The organism is Streptomyces sp. ISL-100, from assembly GCF_018614615.1.
Classification (GTDB): Bacteria; Actinomycetota; Actinomycetes; order Streptomycetales; family Streptomycetaceae; genus Streptomyces.
The window spans coordinates 167955-186693 of record NZ_JAGGOK010000041.1 but is presented as its reverse complement, the minus strand read 5'-3'; the positions used below and the strand labels follow the sequence as shown (position 1 = coordinate 186693).

At 69.3% G+C, this 18739-nt stretch carries 18 protein-coding genes, 5 tRNA genes and 1 pseudogene; 6 read left to right on the top strand and 18 right to left on the bottom strand.

Annotation, left to right across the window (positions count from 1 at the left end; all coding sequences use genetic code 11):
- Positions 1-11 precede the first annotated feature (11 nt).
- Both J7E89_RS19115 and J7E89_RS19110 read right to left on the bottom strand, forming a co-directional pair.
- Positions 12-1025: an NAD(P)H-dependent glycerol-3-phosphate dehydrogenase gene (locus J7E89_RS19115; protein WP_214975021.1), complete on the bottom strand. Its 1014-nt coding sequence runs from the start codon at positions 1023-1025 to the stop codon at positions 12-14.
- The gene (locus tag J7E89_RS19110; protein ID WP_214975020.1) at positions 1022-1792 is read right to left on the bottom strand and encodes a 1-acyl-sn-glycerol-3-phosphate acyltransferase; all 771 of its coding nucleotides are present in this window, start codon (positions 1790-1792) and stop codon (positions 1022-1024) included. The genes J7E89_RS19115 and J7E89_RS19110 overlap by 4 nt, the downstream gene beginning before the upstream one ends.
- A gap of 183 nt (positions 1793-1975) precedes the next feature.
- Between J7E89_RS19110 and cofC the strand changes: the two are divergent.
- Positions 1976-2611, top strand: a pseudogene (gene cofC, locus J7E89_RS19105) (2-phospho-L-lactate guanylyltransferase); the annotation flags it as partial.
- A 330-nt stretch (positions 2612-2941) separates the two neighbouring features.
- Here the strand turns inward: cofC and J7E89_RS19100 are convergent.
- The 4 genes from J7E89_RS19100 to leuC all read right to left on the bottom strand — a co-directional run bounded on the left by J7E89_RS19100 (position 2942) and on the right by leuC (position 6209).
- Positions 2942-3616, bottom strand: a complete 675-nt coding sequence (locus J7E89_RS19100) for an HU family DNA-binding protein (RefSeq protein WP_214975018.1) — start codon at positions 3614-3616, stop codon at positions 2942-2944.
- 143 nt (positions 3617-3759) lie between these two features.
- On the bottom strand, positions 3760-3987 hold the full coding sequence (locus tag J7E89_RS19095; protein ID WP_028813741.1) for a hypothetical protein: 228 nt from the start codon (positions 3985-3987) through the stop codon (positions 3760-3762).
- 192 nt (positions 3988-4179) lie between these two features.
- On the bottom strand, positions 4180-4773 hold the full coding sequence (gene leuD, locus J7E89_RS19090) for a 3-isopropylmalate dehydratase small subunit (RefSeq protein ID WP_214975137.1): 594 nt from the start codon (positions 4771-4773) through the stop codon (positions 4180-4182).
- 11 nt (positions 4774-4784) lie between these two features.
- Positions 4785-6209, bottom strand: coding sequence for a 3-isopropylmalate dehydratase large subunit (leuC, locus tag J7E89_RS19085; RefSeq protein ID WP_214975017.1), 1425 nt, complete (start codon positions 6207-6209; stop codon positions 4785-4787).
- 175 nt (positions 6210-6384) lie between these two features.
- Between leuC and ndgR the strand changes: the two genes are divergently transcribed.
- The gene (ndgR, locus tag J7E89_RS19080) at positions 6385-7104 is read left to right on the top strand and encodes an IclR family transcriptional regulator NdgR (RefSeq protein ID WP_028813744.1); all 720 of its coding nucleotides are present in this window, start codon (positions 6385-6387) and stop codon (positions 7102-7104) included.
- Between the two features lie 398 nt (positions 7105-7502).
- Here the strand turns inward: ndgR and J7E89_RS19075 are convergent, their stop codons facing one another.
- The 12 genes from J7E89_RS19075 to J7E89_RS19020 all read right to left on the bottom strand — a co-directional run bounded on the left by J7E89_RS19075 (position 7503) and on the right by J7E89_RS19020 (position 12704).
- A complete protein-coding gene (locus tag J7E89_RS19075; RefSeq protein ID WP_308315526.1) occupies positions 7503-8081 on the bottom strand; it encodes an MEDS domain-containing protein in 579 nt (192 codons plus the stop codon).
- Complete coding sequence (locus tag J7E89_RS19070; RefSeq protein ID WP_214975013.1) at positions 8078-8344, bottom strand: MEDS domain-containing protein; 267 nt, start codon at positions 8342-8344, stop codon at positions 8078-8080. The genes J7E89_RS19075 and J7E89_RS19070 overlap by 4 nt, the downstream gene beginning before the upstream one ends.
- Complete coding sequence (locus J7E89_RS19065) at positions 8334-8672, bottom strand: STAS domain-containing protein (RefSeq protein WP_214975012.1); 339 nt, start codon at positions 8670-8672, stop codon at positions 8334-8336. The genes J7E89_RS19070 and J7E89_RS19065 overlap by 11 nt, the downstream gene beginning before the upstream one ends.
- Before the next feature lie 114 nt (positions 8673-8786).
- A tRNA-Glu gene (locus tag J7E89_RS19060) sits at positions 8787-8859 on the bottom strand.
- 23 nt (positions 8860-8882) lie between these two features.
- Positions 8883-8954: transfer RNA gene (locus J7E89_RS19055), tRNA-Gln, on the bottom strand.
- Positions 8955-8984: 30 nt separating this feature from the next.
- Positions 8985-9057 (bottom strand) — tRNA-Glu (locus J7E89_RS19050).
- 63 nt (positions 9058-9120) lie between these two features.
- Positions 9121-9193, bottom strand: a tRNA-Glu gene (locus J7E89_RS19045).
- Between the two features lie 23 nt (positions 9194-9216).
- A tRNA-Gln gene (locus J7E89_RS19040) sits at positions 9217-9288 on the bottom strand.
- Between the two features lie 87 nt (positions 9289-9375).
- The gene (locus J7E89_RS19035; RefSeq protein ID WP_214975010.1) at positions 9376-10098 is read right to left on the bottom strand and encodes an HAD family hydrolase; all 723 of its coding nucleotides are present in this window, start codon (positions 10096-10098) and stop codon (positions 9376-9378) included.
- Positions 10099-10163: 65 nt separating this feature from the next.
- A complete protein-coding gene (gene gltX, locus J7E89_RS19030) occupies positions 10164-11639 on the bottom strand; it encodes a glutamate--tRNA ligase (RefSeq protein WP_214975008.1) in 1476 nt (491 codons plus the stop codon).
- Entirely contained in the window at positions 11632-12420 is a 789-nt protein-coding gene (locus tag J7E89_RS19025) for a fumarylacetoacetate hydrolase family protein (protein WP_214975006.1), read from the bottom strand. Before J7E89_RS19025 ends, gltX begins: the two co-directional genes overlap by 8 nt.
- Before the next feature lie 98 nt (positions 12421-12518).
- A complete protein-coding gene (locus J7E89_RS19020) occupies positions 12519-12704 on the bottom strand; it encodes a hypothetical protein (protein ID WP_214975005.1) in 186 nt (61 codons plus the stop codon).
- Positions 12705-13277: 573 nt separating this feature from the next.
- On the opposite strand from J7E89_RS19020, the gene J7E89_RS19015 reads away from it, so the two are divergent.
- From J7E89_RS19015 to J7E89_RS19000, 4 genes are all read left to right on the top strand, one after another.
- On the top strand, positions 13278-17003 hold the full coding sequence (locus J7E89_RS19015) for a nitrate- and nitrite sensing domain-containing protein (RefSeq protein ID WP_214975003.1): 3726 nt from the start codon (positions 13278-13280) through the stop codon (positions 17001-17003).
- Between the two features lie 9 nt (positions 17004-17012).
- Complete coding sequence (locus tag J7E89_RS19010) at positions 17013-17426, top strand: roadblock/LC7 domain-containing protein (protein ID WP_037649408.1); 414 nt, start codon at positions 17013-17015, stop codon at positions 17424-17426.
- A 117-nt stretch (positions 17427-17543) separates the two neighbouring features.
- On the top strand, positions 17544-17951 hold the full coding sequence (locus J7E89_RS19005; protein ID WP_214975001.1) for a DUF742 domain-containing protein: 408 nt from the start codon (positions 17544-17546) through the stop codon (positions 17949-17951).
- Complete coding sequence (locus J7E89_RS19000) at positions 17932-18513, top strand: ATP/GTP-binding protein (RefSeq protein WP_214974999.1); 582 nt, start codon at positions 17932-17934, stop codon at positions 18511-18513. The genes J7E89_RS19005 and J7E89_RS19000 overlap by 20 nt, the downstream gene beginning before the upstream one ends.
- Positions 18514-18739 lie beyond the last annotated feature (226 nt).

Genomic DNA, 18739 nt, shown 5'->3' with positions numbered 1-18739 from the left:
TAGGGACTGCGTCAGCGGCGCTCGGGCTTGGCGCTGCGTGACATCAGCTCCTTGAGCGCCACGATCGGCGGCTTCCCGTTGTGAACGATGTCGACGACCGTGTCGGTGATCGGCATGTCGACGCCGTGCCGGCGGGCCAGATCGGCCACCGACTCACAGGATTTGACGCCCTCGGCGGTCTGCTTGGTGACCGCGATGGTCTCTTCGAGCGTCATGCCGCGGCCGAGGTTGGTGCCGAAGGTGTGGTTGCGCGAGAGCGGCGACGAGCAGGTGGCGACCAGGTCGCCGAGGCCGGCGAGACCGGAGAAGGTGAGCGGGTCGGCGCCCATCGCCAGTCCCAGGCGGGTCGTTTCGGCGAGGCCGCGGGTGATGAGCGAGCCCTTGGCGTTGTCACCGAGGCCCATACCGTCCGCGATGCCGACGGCGAGGCCGATGACGTTCTTGACGGCGCCGCCGAGTTCGCAGCCGACGACGTCGGTGTTGGTGTACGGGCGGAAGTACGGGGTGTGGCAGACGGACTGGAGCCGGGTGGCCACCGACTCGTCGCTGCAGGCGACGACCGCGGCGGCGGGCATCCGGGCGGCGATCTCCTTGGCGAGGTTGGGACCTGTGACCACGGCGACCCGCTCGGCGGGCGCCTTGGCGACCTCCTCGATGACCTCACTCATCCGCTTGGCGGTGCCGAGTTCGACTCCCTTCATGAGGGAGACGAGGACGGTGTCGGCGGGCAGCAGCGGTGCCCACGCGGCGAGGTTGCCGCGCAGCGTCTGCGAGGGGATGGCGAGGACCGTGAAGTCGGCACCCTGGGCGGCCTCGGCGGGGTCGGTGGTGGCGCGCAACGATGCGGGCAGTTCGACGCCCGGGAAATAGTCGGGGTTCGTACGGCCGTTGTTGATGGCGTCGGCGACTTCGGCGCGGCGGCCCCACAGGGTCACCTCGCAGCCCGCGTCGGCCAGCACCATGCCGAAGGCAGTGCCCCAGGAGCCTGTTCCGAATACGGCCGCCTTGACCGGCTGGCGTGTCACTTTGCGCTCTCTCCCTCGGCTTTGCTGCGCTGCTCCGCTTTGCGGCGCTGCTGCGCGCGCGCCCTGCGGTGGTCGTACGGCTCGACGGGCGCGGGCTCGCCGCGCAGCTCGGCGAGCTGCTCCGTGATGGCGCTCATGATCGCCTCGGTCGCCTCGCGCAGCACCTCGGGCGTCGGTTCCTTGTCGTAGAACCGGTCGAGGTCCACCGGCGGACCCGCCTGCACCGAGAGGGTCTTGCGCGGGAAGAGCTGAAGCTTGTTCTCCTTGGCGTACGGCGGCATCGCCAAGTTGGCGCCCCACTGGGCAACCGGAATAACGGGGGCCTTCGTCATGAGGGCCACGCGCGCCGCTCCGGTCTTTCCCGCCATCGGCCACATGTCGGGGTCACGGGTGAGCGTGCCTTCGGGGTAGAAGGCGACGCATTCGCCGCGCTCGATGGCGTCGACCGCCGCTCGGAAAGCGTCGAGTGCGTTGGTGGTCTCGCGGTAGACGGGAATCTGGCCCGTACCGCGCAGCATCATCCCGACAAACGGGGTTTTGAAGAGCGCCGCCTTGGCCAGCAGCCGGGGAACACGTCCCGTGTTGTACTGGAAGTGCCCATAGGAGAGCGGGTCCAGGTACGAGTTGTGATTGACCGCCGTGATGAATCCGCCCTCGGCCGGAATGTTCTCCATTCCGCGCCAGTCCCGCTTGAACAGAACCACCAGCGGGGGTTTGGCGATGACCGCCGCCAGGCGGTACCAGAAGCCGATTCTGCGGCGGGACACTCGGACACCTTCCTCTAGGACCTGGCTGCTTGTACGTACGCGCCTGGTCAGGCGCACAAGTGTCGCCCCAGGTCCCCTGTCTGTCGAGAACACCGTACGCCCCGGGGCAGGGCCCGGATCCCCTGCCGGCCGTACGAACAGGCCACAATAGGGCCCGACGCGCACTGGACGGAGGGCTCGCCACTGAACACGCTCCGGACCGCTCCCTGGTCCCTGGTCGTCCCCCTGAAGCCCCTGTTGCTGGCCAAGAGCAGGCTCGCCCCCTCGGCGGGGGACGCACTGCGCCGGGGGCTCGCTCTCGCCTTCGCCGAGGACACCGTGGCCGCGGTCCTGGCCTGCCCCGCCGTACGGGATGTGGTGGTCGTCACGGACGACGGCCCCGCGGCCGCCGCGCTGGCCGCCCTCGGGGCGCGTATCGCGCCGGACACCCCTGCCGCGGGTCTCAACGCCGCTTTGGCGCACGGGGCGCGCACGGTGCGGGCGCGGCGGCCCGGGGCCGCAGTCGCGTCGCTGAATGCGGATCTTCCCGCACTGCGGCCGGCGGAATTGCAGCAGGTGCTCGATTACGCCGCCGCATTTCCACGTGCATTTCTGGCTGATGCCGCCGGAATCGGTACGACGCTTCTTTCGGCGGCGCCGGGGGTGGAATTGGCGCCGTTCTTCGGCGGTCCTTCGCGTGCCCGGCATTCGGCCGCGGGGGCCCGGGAAATACCGCTCGACGGAGTTGATTCCGTACGCCAGGACGTGGACACGGGCGACGATCTGCGGGCGGCGGTGGCGCTCGGCGTGGGCCCGCGCACGGCCCGGCTGAGCGCGGCGGTCACCGCCAGATACGCTGCGGTTATGCAGGCGACCGCGTACACGTACGACTCCGAGACCCGCAGCGGCAGTGTGCTGCTCGACGACGGCACCCCGGTGGACTTCGACGCCCGGGCCTTCGACGCGGGCGGCCTGCGGCTGCTGCGTCCCGGCCAGCGGGTGCGTATCGAGGGGGACGGCGAGGGCGCGGACCTGCGCATCACTCTGGTGACGCTGCAGACCTTCTGAGCGGCGCCCTCTGCCCGGGGGCCCGCTTGCGGACCGGAACACACCGCGGGCCGGGCTCCCCGGAGGGAGCCCGGCCCGGCGCGTGAGTCCTTGCTGCCCCTGCTACTTCCCGGCAGCGGTCTTCTTGGCGGTGGTCTTGCGCGCGGTGGTCTTCTTGGCGGGCGCCTTCTTCGCGGTGGCCTTCTTGGCCGGTGCGGTCTTCTTGGCAGTGGCCTTCGCAGGCGTGGCCTTCTTGGCCGCTGCCTGCTTGGCGGGGGCCGCCTTCTTCCCGGCGGCCGTGGTCTTCTTCGCGGCGCCCGTGGCCTTCTTGGCCGGGGTCGCCTTCTTCGCCGTGGTGGCCTTCTTGGCGGGGGCCGCCTTCTTCGCCGGGGTCGTCTTCTTGGCGGCGGCCCGCTTGGTGGCGGCCTTCTTGGCCGCGGCCTTGGCAATGGTGGGGGGCGGGCCGGAAAGGCTGCCCTTGGGCGCCTTCTTGACGGCTACCTCGCCACCCTTGGGGAGCTTCTTCGAGCCGCTGACCAGGTCCTTGAAGCCCTGACCGGCGCGGAAGCGCGGAACCGAGGTCTTCTTGACCCGTACCCGCTCGCCCGTCTGCGGGTTGCGGGCGTAACGGGCCGGACGCTCAACCTTCTCGAACGATCCGAAGCCGGTGACCGACACGCGGTCGCCGGCGACCGTTGCACGGACGATCGCGTCGAGTACCGCGTCGACCGCGTCCGCGGCCTGCTGACGGCCGCCGACCTTGTCTGCAATCGCTTCTACGAGCTGCGCCTTGTTCACGTCTTCCCCTTCGGAGACATTGCCAGAACGAATGTGTTCAAGCTTTTTCGCACGTTAGGCAGATATATACCGCAAATCAAACACGAAACGGGCTAATCACCCTAGTGCCGCAACGAAGTAGACCTTGAGGACTTCCACAGGCCTCAGTCACCTTCAGGGAATCGACCCTCATCGAGGTCCTTCATCAACCTGTCCAGGCGCCTTGCCGCATCGGCGAGATCGTGTTTCGCCGCGGCCGTTATGACCAGCAGCTTCCGGGTCAGCGCCATCCGTACGCCCTCCGGGACTTGCAGTGTGCGCACTCTTGTGTGTGCTTCTTTCAACCGGTCCGCGACTGCCTCATAGAGCTTGAGTTGGCTGTCGCGTTCCATGCACCGATTGTGCCATCTGGGGCGAGTTGTCGCCTCCGGCGGGGGCAACTAATGGAATCCGGGTGTCCAAAAGCCCTCCCAGACCCTTGCCGCGTTGCCCCCATGTCCCTCGCCTACCACGGGAGTTGGGGCCCAAACATGCCGTTGCCCCCCACCGCGAGCGGCAGGGGGCAACGGAGTGATGCGAGGGCGTCAGACCTGCGTCGTACTGGGCTTGAACGACGGTCGGCCGGCCTCGTAAGCAGCGATGGACGGCTCGTTCTGGAGGGTGATGCTGATGTCGTCCAGACCATTCAGCAGCCGCCAGCGGGCGTTCTCGTCAAGTTCAAAATCAGCCGTAATGCCTTCGGCACGGACTTGACGGTCCTCGAGGTCCACGGTGATCTCGGCGGTGGGGTCCGCGTCGACCAGGTCCCAGAGCGCGTCCACGACCTTCTGGTCGAGCACGACGGTCAGCAGGCCGTTCTTGAGCGAGTTGCCGCGGAAGATGTCGGCGAACCGCGACGAGATGACGGCCTTGAAGCCGTAATTCTGCAGCGCCCACACGGCATGCTCACGGGAGGAGCCGGTACCGAAGTCCGGACCCGCCACCAGAACCGTGGCACCCTCCCGCTCGGGGCGGTTGAGCACGAACTGCGGGTCCTTGCGCCAGGCCTCGAACAGCCCGTCCTCGAAGCCGTCGCGGGTGACCTTCTTCAGCCAGTGCGCGGGGATGATCTGGTCGGTGTCGACGTTGCTGCGACGCAGCGGAACGGCCCGGCCGGTGTGTGCGGTGAAAGCTTCCATGGCCATGATGCTCAGGCCTCCACGAGCGTCGGAACGTCGGACAGGTCGGCGGGCGCGGCCAGGTGGCCCAGCACCGCCGTCGCGGCGGCAACCTGCGGCGACACCAGGTGGGTACGGCCGCCCTTGCCCTGCCTGCCCTCGAAGTTGCGGTTGGAGGTGGACGCGGAGCGCTCACCGGGCGCCAGCTGGTCCGGGTTCATGCCCAGACACATCGAGCAGCCCGCGTGCCGCCATTCGGCCCCGGCGGCGGTGAACACCTTGTCCAGGCCCTCTTCGATGGCCTGCAGCGCGACTCGCACAGACCCCGGAACGATCAGCATCCGTACGCCGTCGGCGACTTTGCGGCCGTCCATGAGCGCGGCGGCGGCACGCAGGTCCTCGATGCGGCCGTTGGTGCACGAACCTACGAAGACGGTGTCGACCTTGATCTCGCGCAGCGGCTGCCCGGCGGTCAACCCCATGTACTCCAGGGCCTTTTCGGCGGCGAAGCGCTCCGAAGCGTCCTCGTACGAAGCAGGGTCGGGGACGTTCGCCGACAGCGGCGCGCCCTGGCCCGGGTTGGTGCCCCAGGTGACGAACGGCGCCAGATCGGCGGCGTCGATGACGACCTCGGCGTCGAAAACGGCGTCGTCGTCGGTGCGCAGCGTCTGCCAGTAGGCGACTGCGGCGTCCCAGTCCTCGCCCTTCGGGGCGTGTGCACGGCCCTGGAGGTAGTCGAAGGTGGTCTTGTCGGGGGCGATCATGCCCGCGCGCGCACCGGCCTCGATCGACATGTTGCAGATGGTCATCCGGGCCTCCATCGAGAGCTTCTCGATGGCGGAACCGCGGTATTCGAGTACGTAACCCTGACCGCCGCCGGTGCCGATCTTCGCGATGATCGCCAGGATCAGGTCCTTGGCGGTTACGTCGGCGGGCAGTTCGCCCTCGACCGTGATCGCCATGGTCTTCGGGGGCGCCATCGGCAGGGTCTGCGTGGCCAGGACGTGCTCGACCTGGCTGGTGCCGATGCCGAACGCCAGCGCGCCGAACGCGCCGTGCGTGGAGGTGTGGCTGTCGCCGCACACCACGGTGGTGCCGGGCTGGGTCAGGCCCAGCTGCGGTCCCACGACGTGGACGACGCCCTGCTCGACGTCGCCGAGCGGGTGCAGCCGCACGCCGAAGTCGGCGCAGTTCTTGCGCAGCGTCTCCAGCTGGACGCGGGAGACCGGGTCCGCGATCGGCTTGTCGATGTCGATGGTCGGGGTGTTGTGATCCTCGGTGGCGATGGTGAGGTCGAGCCGCCGTACCTGGCGGCCGCTCTTGCGGAGGCCGTCGAAGGCCTGCGGGCTGGTCACCTCGTGCAGCAGGTGCAGATCGATGAAGAGGAGATCCGGCTCGCCCTCGGCGCGCCTGACGACATGGTCGTCCCAGACCTTCTCCGCAAGTGTCCTACCCATCGCTTTCCCTTCGACCGGCGTCTTCACCGGCCCATCTAGAGATCGGATCGCCCTCGCCCTGGACCCCCCGTCGGGGCGGTGGCTGCTGAGCCGTTGTGCGGCCTCCCCTACAGATTCGCAAGTTCCCGGAAAAATTGAACTTGCGTTTCACAGAGTGAGACGCGAGTATCGACGCATGGACAACTCTAGCGGCGTCGGCGTTCTCGACAAGGCAGCTCTGGTACTGAGCGCACTGGAGTCCGGTCCGGCCACCCTCGCCGGGCTGGTCGCGGCGACAGGGCTTGCACGACCCACGGCACATCGCCTTGCCGTGGCACTGGAACACCACCGGATGGTGGCGAGGGACATGCAGGGCCGGTTCATCCTCGGCCCCCGACTGTCGGAACTTTCCGCTGCGGCGGGCGAGGACCGGCTGCTGGCCACGGCCGGCCCCGTACTCACGCACCTGCGTGACGTCACCGGCGAGAGCGCGCAGCTCTACCGCCGGCAGGGCGACATGCGTATCTGCGTCGCGGCGGCCGAGCGGCTGTCCGGACTGCGGGACACCGTCCCGGTGGGCTCCACGCTCACCATGAAGGCGGGCTCGTCCGCGCAGATCCTGATGGCCTGGGAGGAGCCGGAGCGGCTGCACCGGGGCCTCCAGGGCGCCCGCTTCACGGCGACGGCGCTGTCCGGTGTACGGCGGCGGGGCTGGGCGCAGTCGATCGGCGAGCGGGAGCCGGGGGTGGCGTCGGTGTCGGCGCCGGTGCGGGGGCCGTCGAATCGGGTGGTCGCGGCGGTCTCGGTATCCGGACCGATCGAGCGGCTGACGCGTCACCCCGGGCGGATGCACGCGCAGGCGGTCATCGACTCTGCGGCGCGCCTGTCGGAGGCGTTGCGCCGCTCGGGCGGCTGAGCGAGCCGCTGCTCGCGTGCGGGTGCGGGTGCGGGTGCGGGTGCATGGACGGTGCGGGTGCCTGCGGCGCTGTTCCCCGACCCGCCCCTTCCCGAACTGGGGGCGAGCCCCCAGACCCCCGGGACGCCCTTCGGGCGTGTCCTCAAACGCCGGACGGGCTGGATTTGCCGCTCACGGCATCATCCAGCCCCTCCGGCGTTTGAGGAGCGGGGTCTGGGGCAGCGCCCTTCGGGAAGGGGCGGGTCGGGGAAAGCCCCGCAGGGCCCCTTCAGAGGCGCTCCGCGTTGCCCTTCCCCCCGTACCGCAGACGGAGCCGCATCCTGCCGTCCACCATCCGGATCTCCACCGATTCGCAGAGGCTGCGCATCAGCCACAGCCCGTCGAACGGGTCGGCCCGCTCACCGGGCGGTGCGAACCCCGCCCAGGCCGCCGGAGCCGCGGTAGCCGGCCCGGTGGCGAACAGGTCCCAGGCGACGATGCCGGGCTCTTCCCACGCGCACACCTCCGCCCCCGTAGCGCCGCGGTCGAGCAGGCAGGTCAGCGCCCTCGTTGGCGACGATCTCGGCCATCGCGAGACGCGCCCCCGAAAGGCCTGCCCGAGCCGCGCTGCCCCGCACGAAGGCGCGTACGGCAGCAGGTGTGGCCGGCCCGTCCAACCGGTCGGCTCCCAGCGGCGGCGGCGGCAGCGGGGCGTCGGCCACCGCGGCGTACGCGTCCGGATCGACGTACGCCGCACAGGGCAGGATCTTCGCCCCGACCACATGAGCGGGGTGGGTGGCGCGGGCGGCCGCCGCGACGTCCTCGGGGACCGTCCTGGTGTCGTACGGACAGATCATCCAGACGTCACGGTCCGCGAGCAGCACGTTCAGCCCGGACTCCATGCACTTCCACTCCGCGATCTGGCGGGCGGATTTGCCGGCCCACAGCGGCTCGGCGATGATCCGCGTCCGCCGCCCCGGTACCTCGCGGCGTTTCACGTACCGCAGGAACGACGAGACGCGCTCCACCGGTCTGCGGCCGAAGTAGGCCGTCTCCGCCGTGTCGAGGCCGTGGGCCCGCGCGCCCAGGGCGCCACGGAGCAGTTCGAATTGGCGGGCGTGGTCGCGGCGAGCACCGGCTCCCCCGCGTCCAGGCCCTCCTCGGCGAAGGGCAGAGCCATCGCGAGGAATGCCTCGTCGCCGTCGTACAGGGAGGCGTGATGAACGAAGCCCGCACCGTTCAGGCCGCTGTCAGTTGACATGGTTGGCTCCCAGCCGCAGGCCGGGGGTCTCGTCCCAGCCGACCAGTGAGATCACTTCACGCAGATGCGGAGCGAGACCCACCAGCTCCACCTGGCTTCCCGCGGCGCGCGATCGGGCGAAAGCCATCAGCAGCCGCAGCCCGCCGAGGTCGAGGAACTCCAGCCCGGACAGGTCGAGTTGGACGTCTCCGTCTGTCTGCTCGACCGCCTCAAGGGCGGTGCGCAGGTGCTGGTGCCCGTGTACGTCCACGACACCTTCGACACGGAGTCCGTCCGGCCGGCAGGTGCGGACGACGCGTAACTCCGCGGTGTGTACGAGGGGTTCCAACTTCGGCGCTCCTCAGGCGGACGGATGCGAAGGCTTCGATACGCGGCCCAGCGTAGTGCTTTGGCCATACAAGAAGGCCCCCCGCGCAGTGCGGAAGGCCTTCTTCTTCGTACGTACCCCCGACCGGATTCGAACCGGCGCTACCGCCTTGAGAGGGCGGCGTGCTAGGCCGCTACACAACGGGGGCCTTGCAGATATGAGCTCTGCGAGCTGGGCTACCAGGACTCGAACCTAGACTAAGGGAACCAGAAACCCTCGTGCTGCCAATTACACCATAGCCCAAAATGGTTTAGACCAATCGGTCCCAACCTGTACCCCCGACCGGATTCGAACCGGCGCTACCGCCTTGAGAGGGCGGCGTGCTAGGCCGCTACACAACGGGGGCCCTAGCGATCCTTGCGTCAGCGCATCCGGGAGCGACCCGAAGGCGATGGAAAGAAAGGATCTGTACCCCCGACCGGATTCGAACCGGCGCTACCGCCTTGAGAGGGCGGCGTGCTAGGCCGCTACACAACGGGGGCCTGTGCAGAAAAAGCTCTGCGAGCTGGGCTACCAGGACTCGAACCTAGACTAAGGGAACCAGAAACCCTCGTGCTGCCAATTACACCATAGCCCACCAAAACACAACCCCCTGATGGGGGCTTGTTTGGTTTGCGCTTCCCGGCCGGACCTTTCGGCCCTCTCGGGCGGCGCAGAAAGAACATTACCCGAAGGTGGACGGCGCTCCAAAACGGGTATCGCCCCGCAACAGCCCAGGTAGCTGCTCAAGCCCGGTGATCCGGACGAGCTCCGGACGGCCGCCGAGGCCGCAACGGTCGAGCCAGATCCCGGCCAGGCCGGCTTCGTCGGCGCCCCGGGCGTCGATGTCGGGCTGGTCACCGACGTACGCGACCTCGTGCGGGGGCAGGGCGAGCGCGTCGCAGGCGGCGTGGAATGCCTCGGCGGCGGGCTTGGAGAAGCCCAGCTCGGCGGCGCACAGCAGCGCCTCGAAACGGCTCCGCACGCCGAGGACCCGCAGCTTGCGGTCCTGATTGTGGACGCTGGAATTCGACAGCACGGCGTGGCGGTAGTCATCCGCCAGGACGTCCAGCGCCGGCACGGTGTCGGGGAACAGCTTCCAGGCGGCCTCGTAGTGGGCGACGTACCGCGTGAACCACTCGTCCGCCGCGTCGTCGCTCAGCAGCGGCGTACCGAGAAAGGACCGCACCCGGTCGCGCCGCTGCGCCTCGAAGGTGACTTCCCCCGCGGCGAAGCGCGCCCAGTGGAGAGCGGTCGTCTCGCGCCAGTGGTCCAGGGCCCGGTCGACGGACTCGTATCCGCTGAGCAGGCCCTCGGCCGCGAGGTGATCACGCATGCCGGCGGTATCGGCGCTCGCGTAGTCGAAGATCGTGTCGTCAATGTCCCAGACCACAGCGCGGATCGGCATGATCCGACGGTACGGGAAAGGCCCGGAAGCCGGTGCTTCCGGGCCTTTCGTGCGTACGGGCGCGACTAGGCGGTGAGCTTGGCCAGGGCCGCGTCGATGCGGGCGAGCGTCTTCTCCTTGCCCAGGATTTCCAGGGACTCGAAGAGCGGGAGGCCCACGGTGCGGCCGGTGACCGCCACGCGGACCGGGGCCTGGGCCTTGCCGAGCTTCAGGCCGTGGGCCTCGCCGGCGGCCAGGACGGCCTCCTTGAGGGACTCGGGGCTGGTCCAGTCGGCCGCTTCCAGGTTGGCGCGGGCCGTGGTGAGCAGCGCTGCCGGCTCGCCCTTCATCGCCTTCGCCCAGGACGCCTCGTCCTCTACCGGCTCGTCGAGGAACAGGAAGTCGACGTTGGCCGTGATGTCGGAGAGGACCGTCACGCGGGTCTGGGCGTGCGGGGCGATCCGCTCGAAGGCCGCGCGGTCGAAGGACTCCGGCTTCCAGTTGGCGTACGGCGCCTTCAGCCACGGCTCGCAGGCCGCGGTGAAGTCCGAGAGCGAGAGCTTGCGCAGGTGCTCGGCGTTGATGTGCTCGCACTTCTTCAGGTCGAAGCGCGCCGGGTTGGCGTTGACGTCCTTGATGTCGAAGGCCACCACCATCTCCTCGATCGTGAAGATGTCGCGGTCCTCGGCGATGGACCAGCCGAGGAGGGACAGGTAGTTCAGCAGGCCCGCCGGCAGGAAGCCGCGCTCGCGGTAGAGGTTGAGGGACGCCTCGGGGTCGCGCTTGGAGAGCTTCTTGTTGCCCTCGCCCATGACGTACGGGAGGTGCCCGAACTGCGGGATCTCCTTGGCGATGCCCAGCTCGATCAGCGCCTTGTAGAGCGCGATCTGGCGCGGGGTGGAGGACAGCAGGTCCTCGCCGCGCAGCACGTGGGTGATCTCCATCAGCGCGTCGTCGACCGGGTTGACGAGCGTGTAGAGGGGGGCGCCGTTGGCGCGGACGATGCCGTAGTCCGGGACGTTGTCCGGGTTGAAGGTCAGCTCGCCGCGGACCACGTCCGTGAAGGTGATCGGCTCGTCGGGCATCCGGAAGCGCACGATGGCTTCGCGGCCTTCGGCCTTGTAGCGCTCGATGCGGTCGGCGCTGAGGTTGCGGCACGTGCCGTCGTAGCCGGACGGCTTGCCGGCCGCGCGGGCGGCGTCGCGGCGTACTTCCAGCTCGAGGGCGGTGCAGAAGCACTCGTACGCGTAGCCGCCGGCCATCAGCTTCTGGGCGACGTCCTTGTAGATGTCCATCCGCTGCGACTGGCGGTACGGGGCGTGCGGGCCGCCGACCTCGGGACCCTCGTCCCAGTCGAGGCCCAGCCAGCGCAGCGAGTCGAGCAGCTGGTGGTACGACTCCTCGGAGTCGCGGGCGGCGTCGGTGTCCTCGATGCGGAAGACCATCGTGCCGCCGTTGTGCCGGGCGAACGCCCAGTTGAACAGGGCGGTGCGGACCAGGCCCACGTGGGGGTTGCCGGTCGGCGAGGGACAGAAACGTACACGTACGGGTGCGCTAGCCACGCTTGATCACCTTGTTGGTGAGAGTGCCGATGCCTTCGATGGTGACGGCGACTTCGTCGCCGACGTTCAGGGGTCCGACTCCGGCCGGGGTCCCCGTGAGGATGACGTCGCCCGGGAGCAGCGTCATGGCCTCGGAGATGTGGACGATCAGGTCCTCGACGGAGCGGACCATGTCGCTCGTACGCCCCAGCTGGCGCTGTTCGCCGTTGACCGTGCACTGGATGGCGAGGTCACCGGGGTCGAGGTCGGTCTCCACCCAGGGGCCGAGCGGGCACGAGGTGTCGAAGCCCTTGGCCCTGGCCCACTGCTTCTCGCGCTGCTGCACGTCGCGTGCGGTGACGTCGTTGGCGCAGGTGTAGCCGAAGATGACGTCCTTGACGCGCTCGCGCGGGACCTCGCGGCACATGCGGCCGATGACCACGGCCAGTTCGGCCTCGTGGTGCACCTCGCTGGAGAAGGAGGGGTACGCGATGTCGTCGCCCGGGCCGGTCACCGAGGTGGACGGCTTGAAGAAGGTGATGGGTACGTCAGGGACCTCATTACCCAGTTCCGCCGCGTGCTCCGCGTAGTTGCGGCCGACGGCCACGACCTTGCTGGGGAGAACGGGCGGCAGGAGGCGGACCTTGCTCAGCGGGACCTTGACGCCGGAGAGCTCGAAGTCGGCGTACGGAATGCCCTTGATGATGTCGAGGACGAGGTCTGCCTCTGCGCCTGGGGCGCTGGGACCCTCAACCGCGCCGAAGGCGACATTGCCGTCGATGGAAAACCTGGCGATGCGCACGGGATGCTGCCGCCCCTTACTTGCTGGCTGGCTGGAGACTGACGCTCCAGGCTAACGCGGCCGAGGGCCCCGACCTGCCGTATTGGCGCCGTGCCCGGCTACGCGGCGGGGGCTTCCATGAGGATGGTGCGGCGCGGGTTGGCGGTCTCGGCGGGGAGGTCGACGGGGTGCTCCGGGCGCTCCGCCACCAGCAGGTCCGCGGCGTCCTCGAGGTGCGCCAGCGTGGTGCGGCGGGGGTTGGCGGTGCTGCGAATCTTCAACGTGGTCGTCGTCGCGGTCTTCATTTGCTGTTCGGGCCTGTTCGGTACGGGCGCCGCTTGGGCGCGGTGTTGTCGGATTCGCGATCTCTGCAAAGCGTCAGGCTAAACACCCGATTCCCCGCCAAAGATGCGAAGCAGGCAAGAACAGTGTGTGAGTTTCCTCACGAGATGGCGGGCATATCGACTATTTCGGGCGGCCCATGCGGGTCCAGAAAACGGACATTGCGCCATTGAAGCCATCATTCCGCTCCTGATCATCAGGACTGGGACACCCCCCGCCCCTAAGCGACTCGTCGCCTTATGCCCCTTTTAACCATGAACACCTTCTACTCCTGGTTACTCAGCACTCACGGGGTGTCACTCGGGTCACGACCCGACACGCGGGCCTTGTTGGAGATCCGGCACTGTGCTGGAATTCCCCGGACCGCCGCGAGATTCCAGCCGGCGCGCAGGGCGCAACGCAGCGCCGAGTGAGCGGCGGGAAGGGGAGAAGCGCCGGTCACTCACGACCACCCATGGGGCCGCTCGGTGCCCCACGACTCGACACCGTTCCGCCGTTTGCGCGGGGGAACGCCTGGTCCAGAGGTTGCGACGCTAGTGCAGGGACGTTTCAAGAGGGATGGCAGCGCTGCGGCGGAGCAGGAGCCGCGCGGCACAGACCGCGGATCCTCGCCCCAGCACGCCCAGCGCGCCCAACACGCCGGAAACACAGCGCCGGCCAAGGCCGGCGACGGCGGCGGCGATCGTGCCGTGCGCACCGGAGTCAAGGGCGGCGGCGAGCAGGCGACTCCCGCGAGAGCGAAGGAGCCCACTTCCACGGGCTCGCGAATAGCCCTGCGCAACTGGCGCATCAGTACCCGTCTGGTCTCCCTGCTTGCCCTGCCCGTGGTCGCTGCGACCACGCTCGGCGGGCTGCGTATCAACGAGTCCATGAACGACATGGAGCAGCTGGAGCACATGCAGCTGCTGACCGACATGACCAAGCAGGCGACCGCGCTCGCCCTCGCGCTCCAGGATGAGCGCGACAAGTCGGCCGGTCCGCTCGCCAACGGCACCAGCCCTGCCGACTTCAAGGTCAAGGGCCCCCGGGAGAAGACCGACCGGGCCAAGGACGCGTTCATCGCCGGTACGCAGAACATCGACCCGGGCGATGACGAGAGCCTGCTGAGCATCAGGTCGAGCCTCTACCAGATCGCGTCCCGGCTGAACTCGATTCGCCAGATCCGCGAAGGCGCGTACGAGAAGAAGACGACCAACTCACAGACGGTCAACAACTACAGCCAGCTGATCAACTCGCTGCTGAGCCTCTCCCAGGACATGGCGCAGGCCACCTCCAACCCGGAGATGATCAAGCGGACGCGCGCCCTGTCCGCGTTCTCCTCCGCCAAGGAGTACGCCTCCATCCAGCGCGCGATCATCGCCGCCTCGCTGCCGGCCAACGACCGCGAGGTCGGCAAGCTCACCGAGAACGACCGCCTCTACGCCAAGTCCGCGATGGACAGCGAGGACGCGGCGCTCAAGCAGTTCGACCAGGTCTACGTGGGCGACAACGAGAATCTGACCGCCACGCTGGAGACCGGCAGCCCCACGATCGACGCCGCCGACAAGTACGCGCACCGGGTGCTGTCGACGCCGGGCCGGCTCAAGTCCGAGCCCGAGCGCTCGTACATGGACTGGACCGACGCCGACTCCACCAAGATCGACGCGATGAAGCGGATCGAGGCCACGCTCCTCAACGAGATGGAGCAGAAGGCCCGTGAGCTGCGCAACGAGTCGCAGCAGGACGCCATCCTCAACGGTGTACTGATCCTGCTCGTCCTCGGCGTCTCGCTCGTCGGCGCGTTCGTCGTGGCCCGCTCCATGATCCGCTCGCTGCGCCGCCTCCAGGACACCGCGACCCGGGTCGCCCAGGACCGTCTCCCCGAGCTCGTCAAGCAGCTCTCCGAGGCCGACCCGCAGGACGTCGACACGTCCGTGGAGTCCGTCGGTGTGCACTCGCGCGACGAGATCGGCCAGGTGGCCGCGGCCTTCGACGACGTGCACCGCGAGGCGGTCCGACTGGCCGCCGAGCAGGCGCTGCTGCGAGGCAACGTCAACGCGATGTTCACCAACCTGTCGCGGCGTTCGCAGGGTCTTATCCAGCGTCAGCTCTCGCTCATCTCCGAGCTGGAGTCGCGCGAGGCCGACCCCGACCAGCTGTCCTCGCTCTTCAAGCTCGACCACCTCGCGACCCGCATGCGCCGTAACGGTGAGAACCTGCTCGTTCTCGCCGGTGAAGAGCCCGGCCGCCGCTGGACCCGGCCCGTGCCGCTCGTCGACGTACTGCGTGCCGCCGCGTCCGAGGTGGAGCAGTACGAGCGCATCGAGCTCTCCTCGGTGCCGGGCACCGAGGTCGCGGGACGCGTCGTCAACGACCTCGTGCACCTGCTCGCCGAGCTGCTCGAGAACGCGACTTCCTTCTCCTCCCCGCAGACCAAGGTCCGCGTCACCGGTCACGCGCTGCCCGACGGGCGCGTGCTGGTCGAGATCCACGACACCGGTATCGGTCTGTCGCCGGAAGACCTCGCGGCGATCAACGAGCGGCTCGCCTCGCCGCCCACCGTGGACGTCTCGGTCTCGCGCCGCATGGGTCTGTTCGTGGTCGGCCGCCTGTCCCTGCGACACGGCATCCGTATCCAGCTGCGCCCCTCCGACTCCGGTGGTACGACCGCGCTGGTCATGCTGCCCGTCGATGTCGCCCAGGGCGGCAAGAAGGCTCCGGCGAAGACCGGCGCCGCCGCTCAGCCGCAGGTACCTTCCGGTCCCGGCGCCCGGCAGCAGGCCGGTCCCGGCGCGGTCGGCGCCGGCCCCGCTCCGGCGGGACGGCTGCCCGCCGGTCCCGGCGGCGCGCGTGGCCAGGTCGCGGGCTCGGGTCAGCGTGCGGCGCTGCCCGGACGCGACGGGGGCCCGGCTCAGGGTCAGGGTCAGCAGCCCGGCTCCGGTCAGGGCGGCGGGCTCGGCGGTGCCTTCGGTGACGGCGGCGGTCGGCAGGCCGGGAACCGCGAGCGTTCCGACGTACGCCCCAATGCCTTCCAGAAGAACAGCCCCGCCCAGGGCGACCAGGGACGTCCGCAGCAGCAGCCGCCCCGCGGCGGCGGCGCTCGCCCCGAGCTGCCCGGCTCCAACCCCGCCCCGCAGCGTCCGGCGCGTCCGCAGACCACCAGCTGGGGCAACGACCAGCCGCGCGGTCACGAAGAAGCGGACACGGCCTCCCGGCAGCAGGGAATTGGCGCCACCGCCGAGTTCCAGCGGCCTGATTTCGACGCGCCGCCGCCCTCGGCGGGTGTGTTCGAGCGTTCCGACGTACGCGGTCCCGTGGGACCGGCGGCCACCGGGCAGTACGAGCGCCCCGCTCAGCGCGGTCCGCAGAGCAACGCCCCGCACGGCAACGCTCCGCAGGGCAGCGGCTCGACCGGTCAGTACCAGCGGCCCGAGCTCCCCGGCCCGCTGGACCCCGCGTCCACCGCGCAGCTCCCGCGGCCGGACTTCAGCGCCCCGCAGCAGGCCAACCCGGCCGGCGCGTACGGCGGGCCGGTCCAGGGCCAGGACCAGGGTCAGGGCCACGCCCGGCGCCCCGGCCAGTCCCGTCCCCAGGCCGGCCAGGCCCAGGGCGGACCGCAGGCCCTCCCGCCGGCGCCGCGCAGGCACGGCCGCGACAACGGCCGGAACACCCGGCCCCCCGAGAACACAGCCGCACCCGCGCCGCAGCAGCAGCACGAGCTGCCGCCGGCTCCGGGTGCCGGTGACGGACGTACGCCGCTGTTCGACACGCTTGAGTCGAACTGGTTCCAGCAGCAGGCCGGTGAGCAGCAGGCGCCCGCCGCGGCGCAGCAGCCCCAGCAGCCCCATCAGCAGTCCGGGCGGCCCGCGCAGCAGTCACCTGCCGCTCCCGCCGCCACCCCTCCAATGCCGCAGCGTGCCCAGGCGCGTGACACGGGTGCCGCGAGCAGCACCACCAACGGTACGAACGCCACCAACGGCGCCGCCTGGCGCACCTCGCCGAACGACGAACTCGTACGGCAGGCCGAGCGGGTCAAAAAGCCCGCAGCCGGCGGTGTCACGACCTCGGGTCTGCCGCGTCGCGTCCCCCGTGCCAATCTGGTGCCGGGTACAGCGCAGCAGCAGAACCACCAGACCGGTCCGCAGGTTTCGCGTGCGCCAGATGACGTACGCGGCCGGCTGACCAATCTTCGTCGGGGTATCCAGCAAGGTCGCCAGGCCGGCAACAACGGCTCAACGACCGGGAGTTTCAACATTGACCCCTCTCACCAGCAGGAGCGTTAGTTGAGTCCGATGAGCCAGGCGGCCCAGAACCTGAACTGGTTGATCACCAACTTCGTGGACAACACCCCAGGGGTGTCCCACACGGTGGTGGTCTCCGCCGATGGACTCCTTCTGGCGATGTCCGAAGGCTTCCCGCGGGACCGTGCCGACCAGCTGGCGGCCGTGGCCTCCGGCCTGACCTCGCTGACCGCGGGGGCTTCCCGGATCTTCGAGGGCGGGGCTGTGACCCAGACCGTCGTCGAGATGGAGCGCGGTTTCCTCTTCCTCATGTCCGTTTCCGACGGCTCCTCCCTCGCCGTGCTCGCACACCCCGACTGCGACATCGGCCTCGTCGGTTACGAGATGGCGCTGCTGGTCGACCGGGCCGGCAGCGTACTCACCCCGGATCTCCGTGCGGAGCTCCAGGGCAGCCTTCTCCACTAGGCCGCGCACCTCAGGTATTGCCGAGAAACAAACCGTCAGGCCGCGCAGAAGCCCCCCACCCCGGCCCCGTCAGACGGCAGGCCCATCCAACTGCTGTCATGCCCGGAGGATCGATCCATGACCCCGCCCCCCGCCTCTCGTGATCCGTACGGAGCGCGCCTCGACGCGTCGTACGACCACGAGGGCGACCAGCCGCTGGTACGTCCGTACGCGATGACCGGCGGCCGGACCCGGCCCCGCTATCAGCTCGCCATCGAAGCGCTGGTCAGCACGACCGCCGACCCGGCGCACCTCTCGTCGCTGCTGCCCGAGCACCAGCGGATCTGCCACCTGTGCCGCGAGGTCAAGTCGGTGGCCGAGGTCTCGGCGCTGCTGTCGATGCCGCTCGGAGTCGCGCGGATCCTCGTCGCCGACCTGGCGGAGGCCGGCATGGTGGCGATCCACCAGCCGGGCAATGGAGAGGCCGGCGGCACGCCGGACGTAACGCTGCTGGAAAGGGTGCTCAGTGGACTTCGGAAGCTCTAGCGGCGGAACGGCCCGTTCCACCACCTCCGCGAAGATCGTGGTGGCGGGCGGCTTCGGCGTCGGCAAGACGACGTTTGTGGGCGCCGTCTCGGAGATCGACCCGCTGCGCACCGAGGCCGTCATGACCAGCGCGAGCGCCGGTATCGACGACCTCACGCACACCGGCGGCAAGACGACGACGACGGTCGCCATGGACTTCGGCCGCATCACCCTGGACCAGGACCTGATCCTGTACCTCTTCGGTACGCCTGGTCAGGACCGTTTCTGGTTCATGTGGGACGACCTGGTACGCGGCGCGATCGGCGCCGTCGTCCTGGTGGACACCCGCCGTCTCGCCGACTGCTTCCCCGCGGTCGACTACTTCGAGAACAGCGGGCTGCCCTTCGTGATCGCCCTCAACGGCTTCGAGGGGCACCAGCCGTACACCCCCGACGAGGTGCGCGAGGCCCTGCAGATCGGCCCCGGCACCCCGATCATCACCACCGACGCGCGCCACCGGGCGGACGCCAAGAGCGGTTTGATCACGCTCGTGGAGCACGCACTGATGGCACGTCTCAAGTAGTCCCTCGCATACGGCAGTTGTCGTAGCGGGTGGGGGGGCGGACTGTGTCCTTCGACACTCTCCGCCCCTCTGTTCATAACGTTTCGACAGAGAATTGCTCCGCCACGGCCACCGCACGCGTTCGCGTGGTGCCGCTGCGCTCACATTGGCCTCGCCATTTGGCGCAGCTCGCTCTATTTGACCGTTTTATCTGAGGCTTACACCACTCGGAATGGCCGGTTCCTGC

Excerpts from the sequence above, each read along its gene's own strand:
- J7E89_RS19095 (WP_028813741.1), bottom strand. The coding sequence starts at position 3,987 with ATGGAACGCGACAGCCAACTCAAGCTCTATGAGGCAGTCGCGGACCGG.
- leuD (WP_214975137.1), bottom strand. The coding sequence starts at position 4,773 with ATGGAAGCTTTCACCGCACACACCGGCCGGGCCGTTCCGCTGCGTCGC.
- ndgR (WP_028813744.1), top strand. The coding sequence starts at position 6,385 with ATGGACAACTCTAGCGGCGTCGGCGTTCTCGACAAGGCAGCTCTGGTA.
- J7E89_RS19010 (WP_037649408.1), top strand. The coding sequence starts at position 17,013 with ATGAGCCAGGCGGCCCAGAACCTGAACTGGTTGATCACCAACTTCGTG.
- J7E89_RS19070 (WP_214975013.1), bottom strand. The coding sequence starts at position 8,344 with ATGTCAACTGACAGCGGCCTGAACGGTGCGGGCTTCGTTCATCACGCC.
- J7E89_RS19020 (WP_214975005.1), bottom strand. The coding sequence starts at position 12,704 with ATGAAGACCGCGACGACGACCACGTTGAAGATTCGCAGCACCGCCAAC.
- leuC (WP_214975017.1), bottom strand. The coding sequence starts at position 6,209 with ATGGGTAGGACACTTGCGGAGAAGGTCTGGGACGACCATGTCGTCAGG.
- J7E89_RS19005 (WP_214975001.1), top strand. The coding sequence starts at position 17,544 with ATGACCCCGCCCCCCGCCTCTCGTGATCCGTACGGAGCGCGCCTCGAC.
- J7E89_RS19035 (WP_214975010.1), bottom strand. The coding sequence starts at position 10,098 with ATGCCGATCCGCGCTGTGGTCTGGGACATTGACGACACGATCTTCGAC.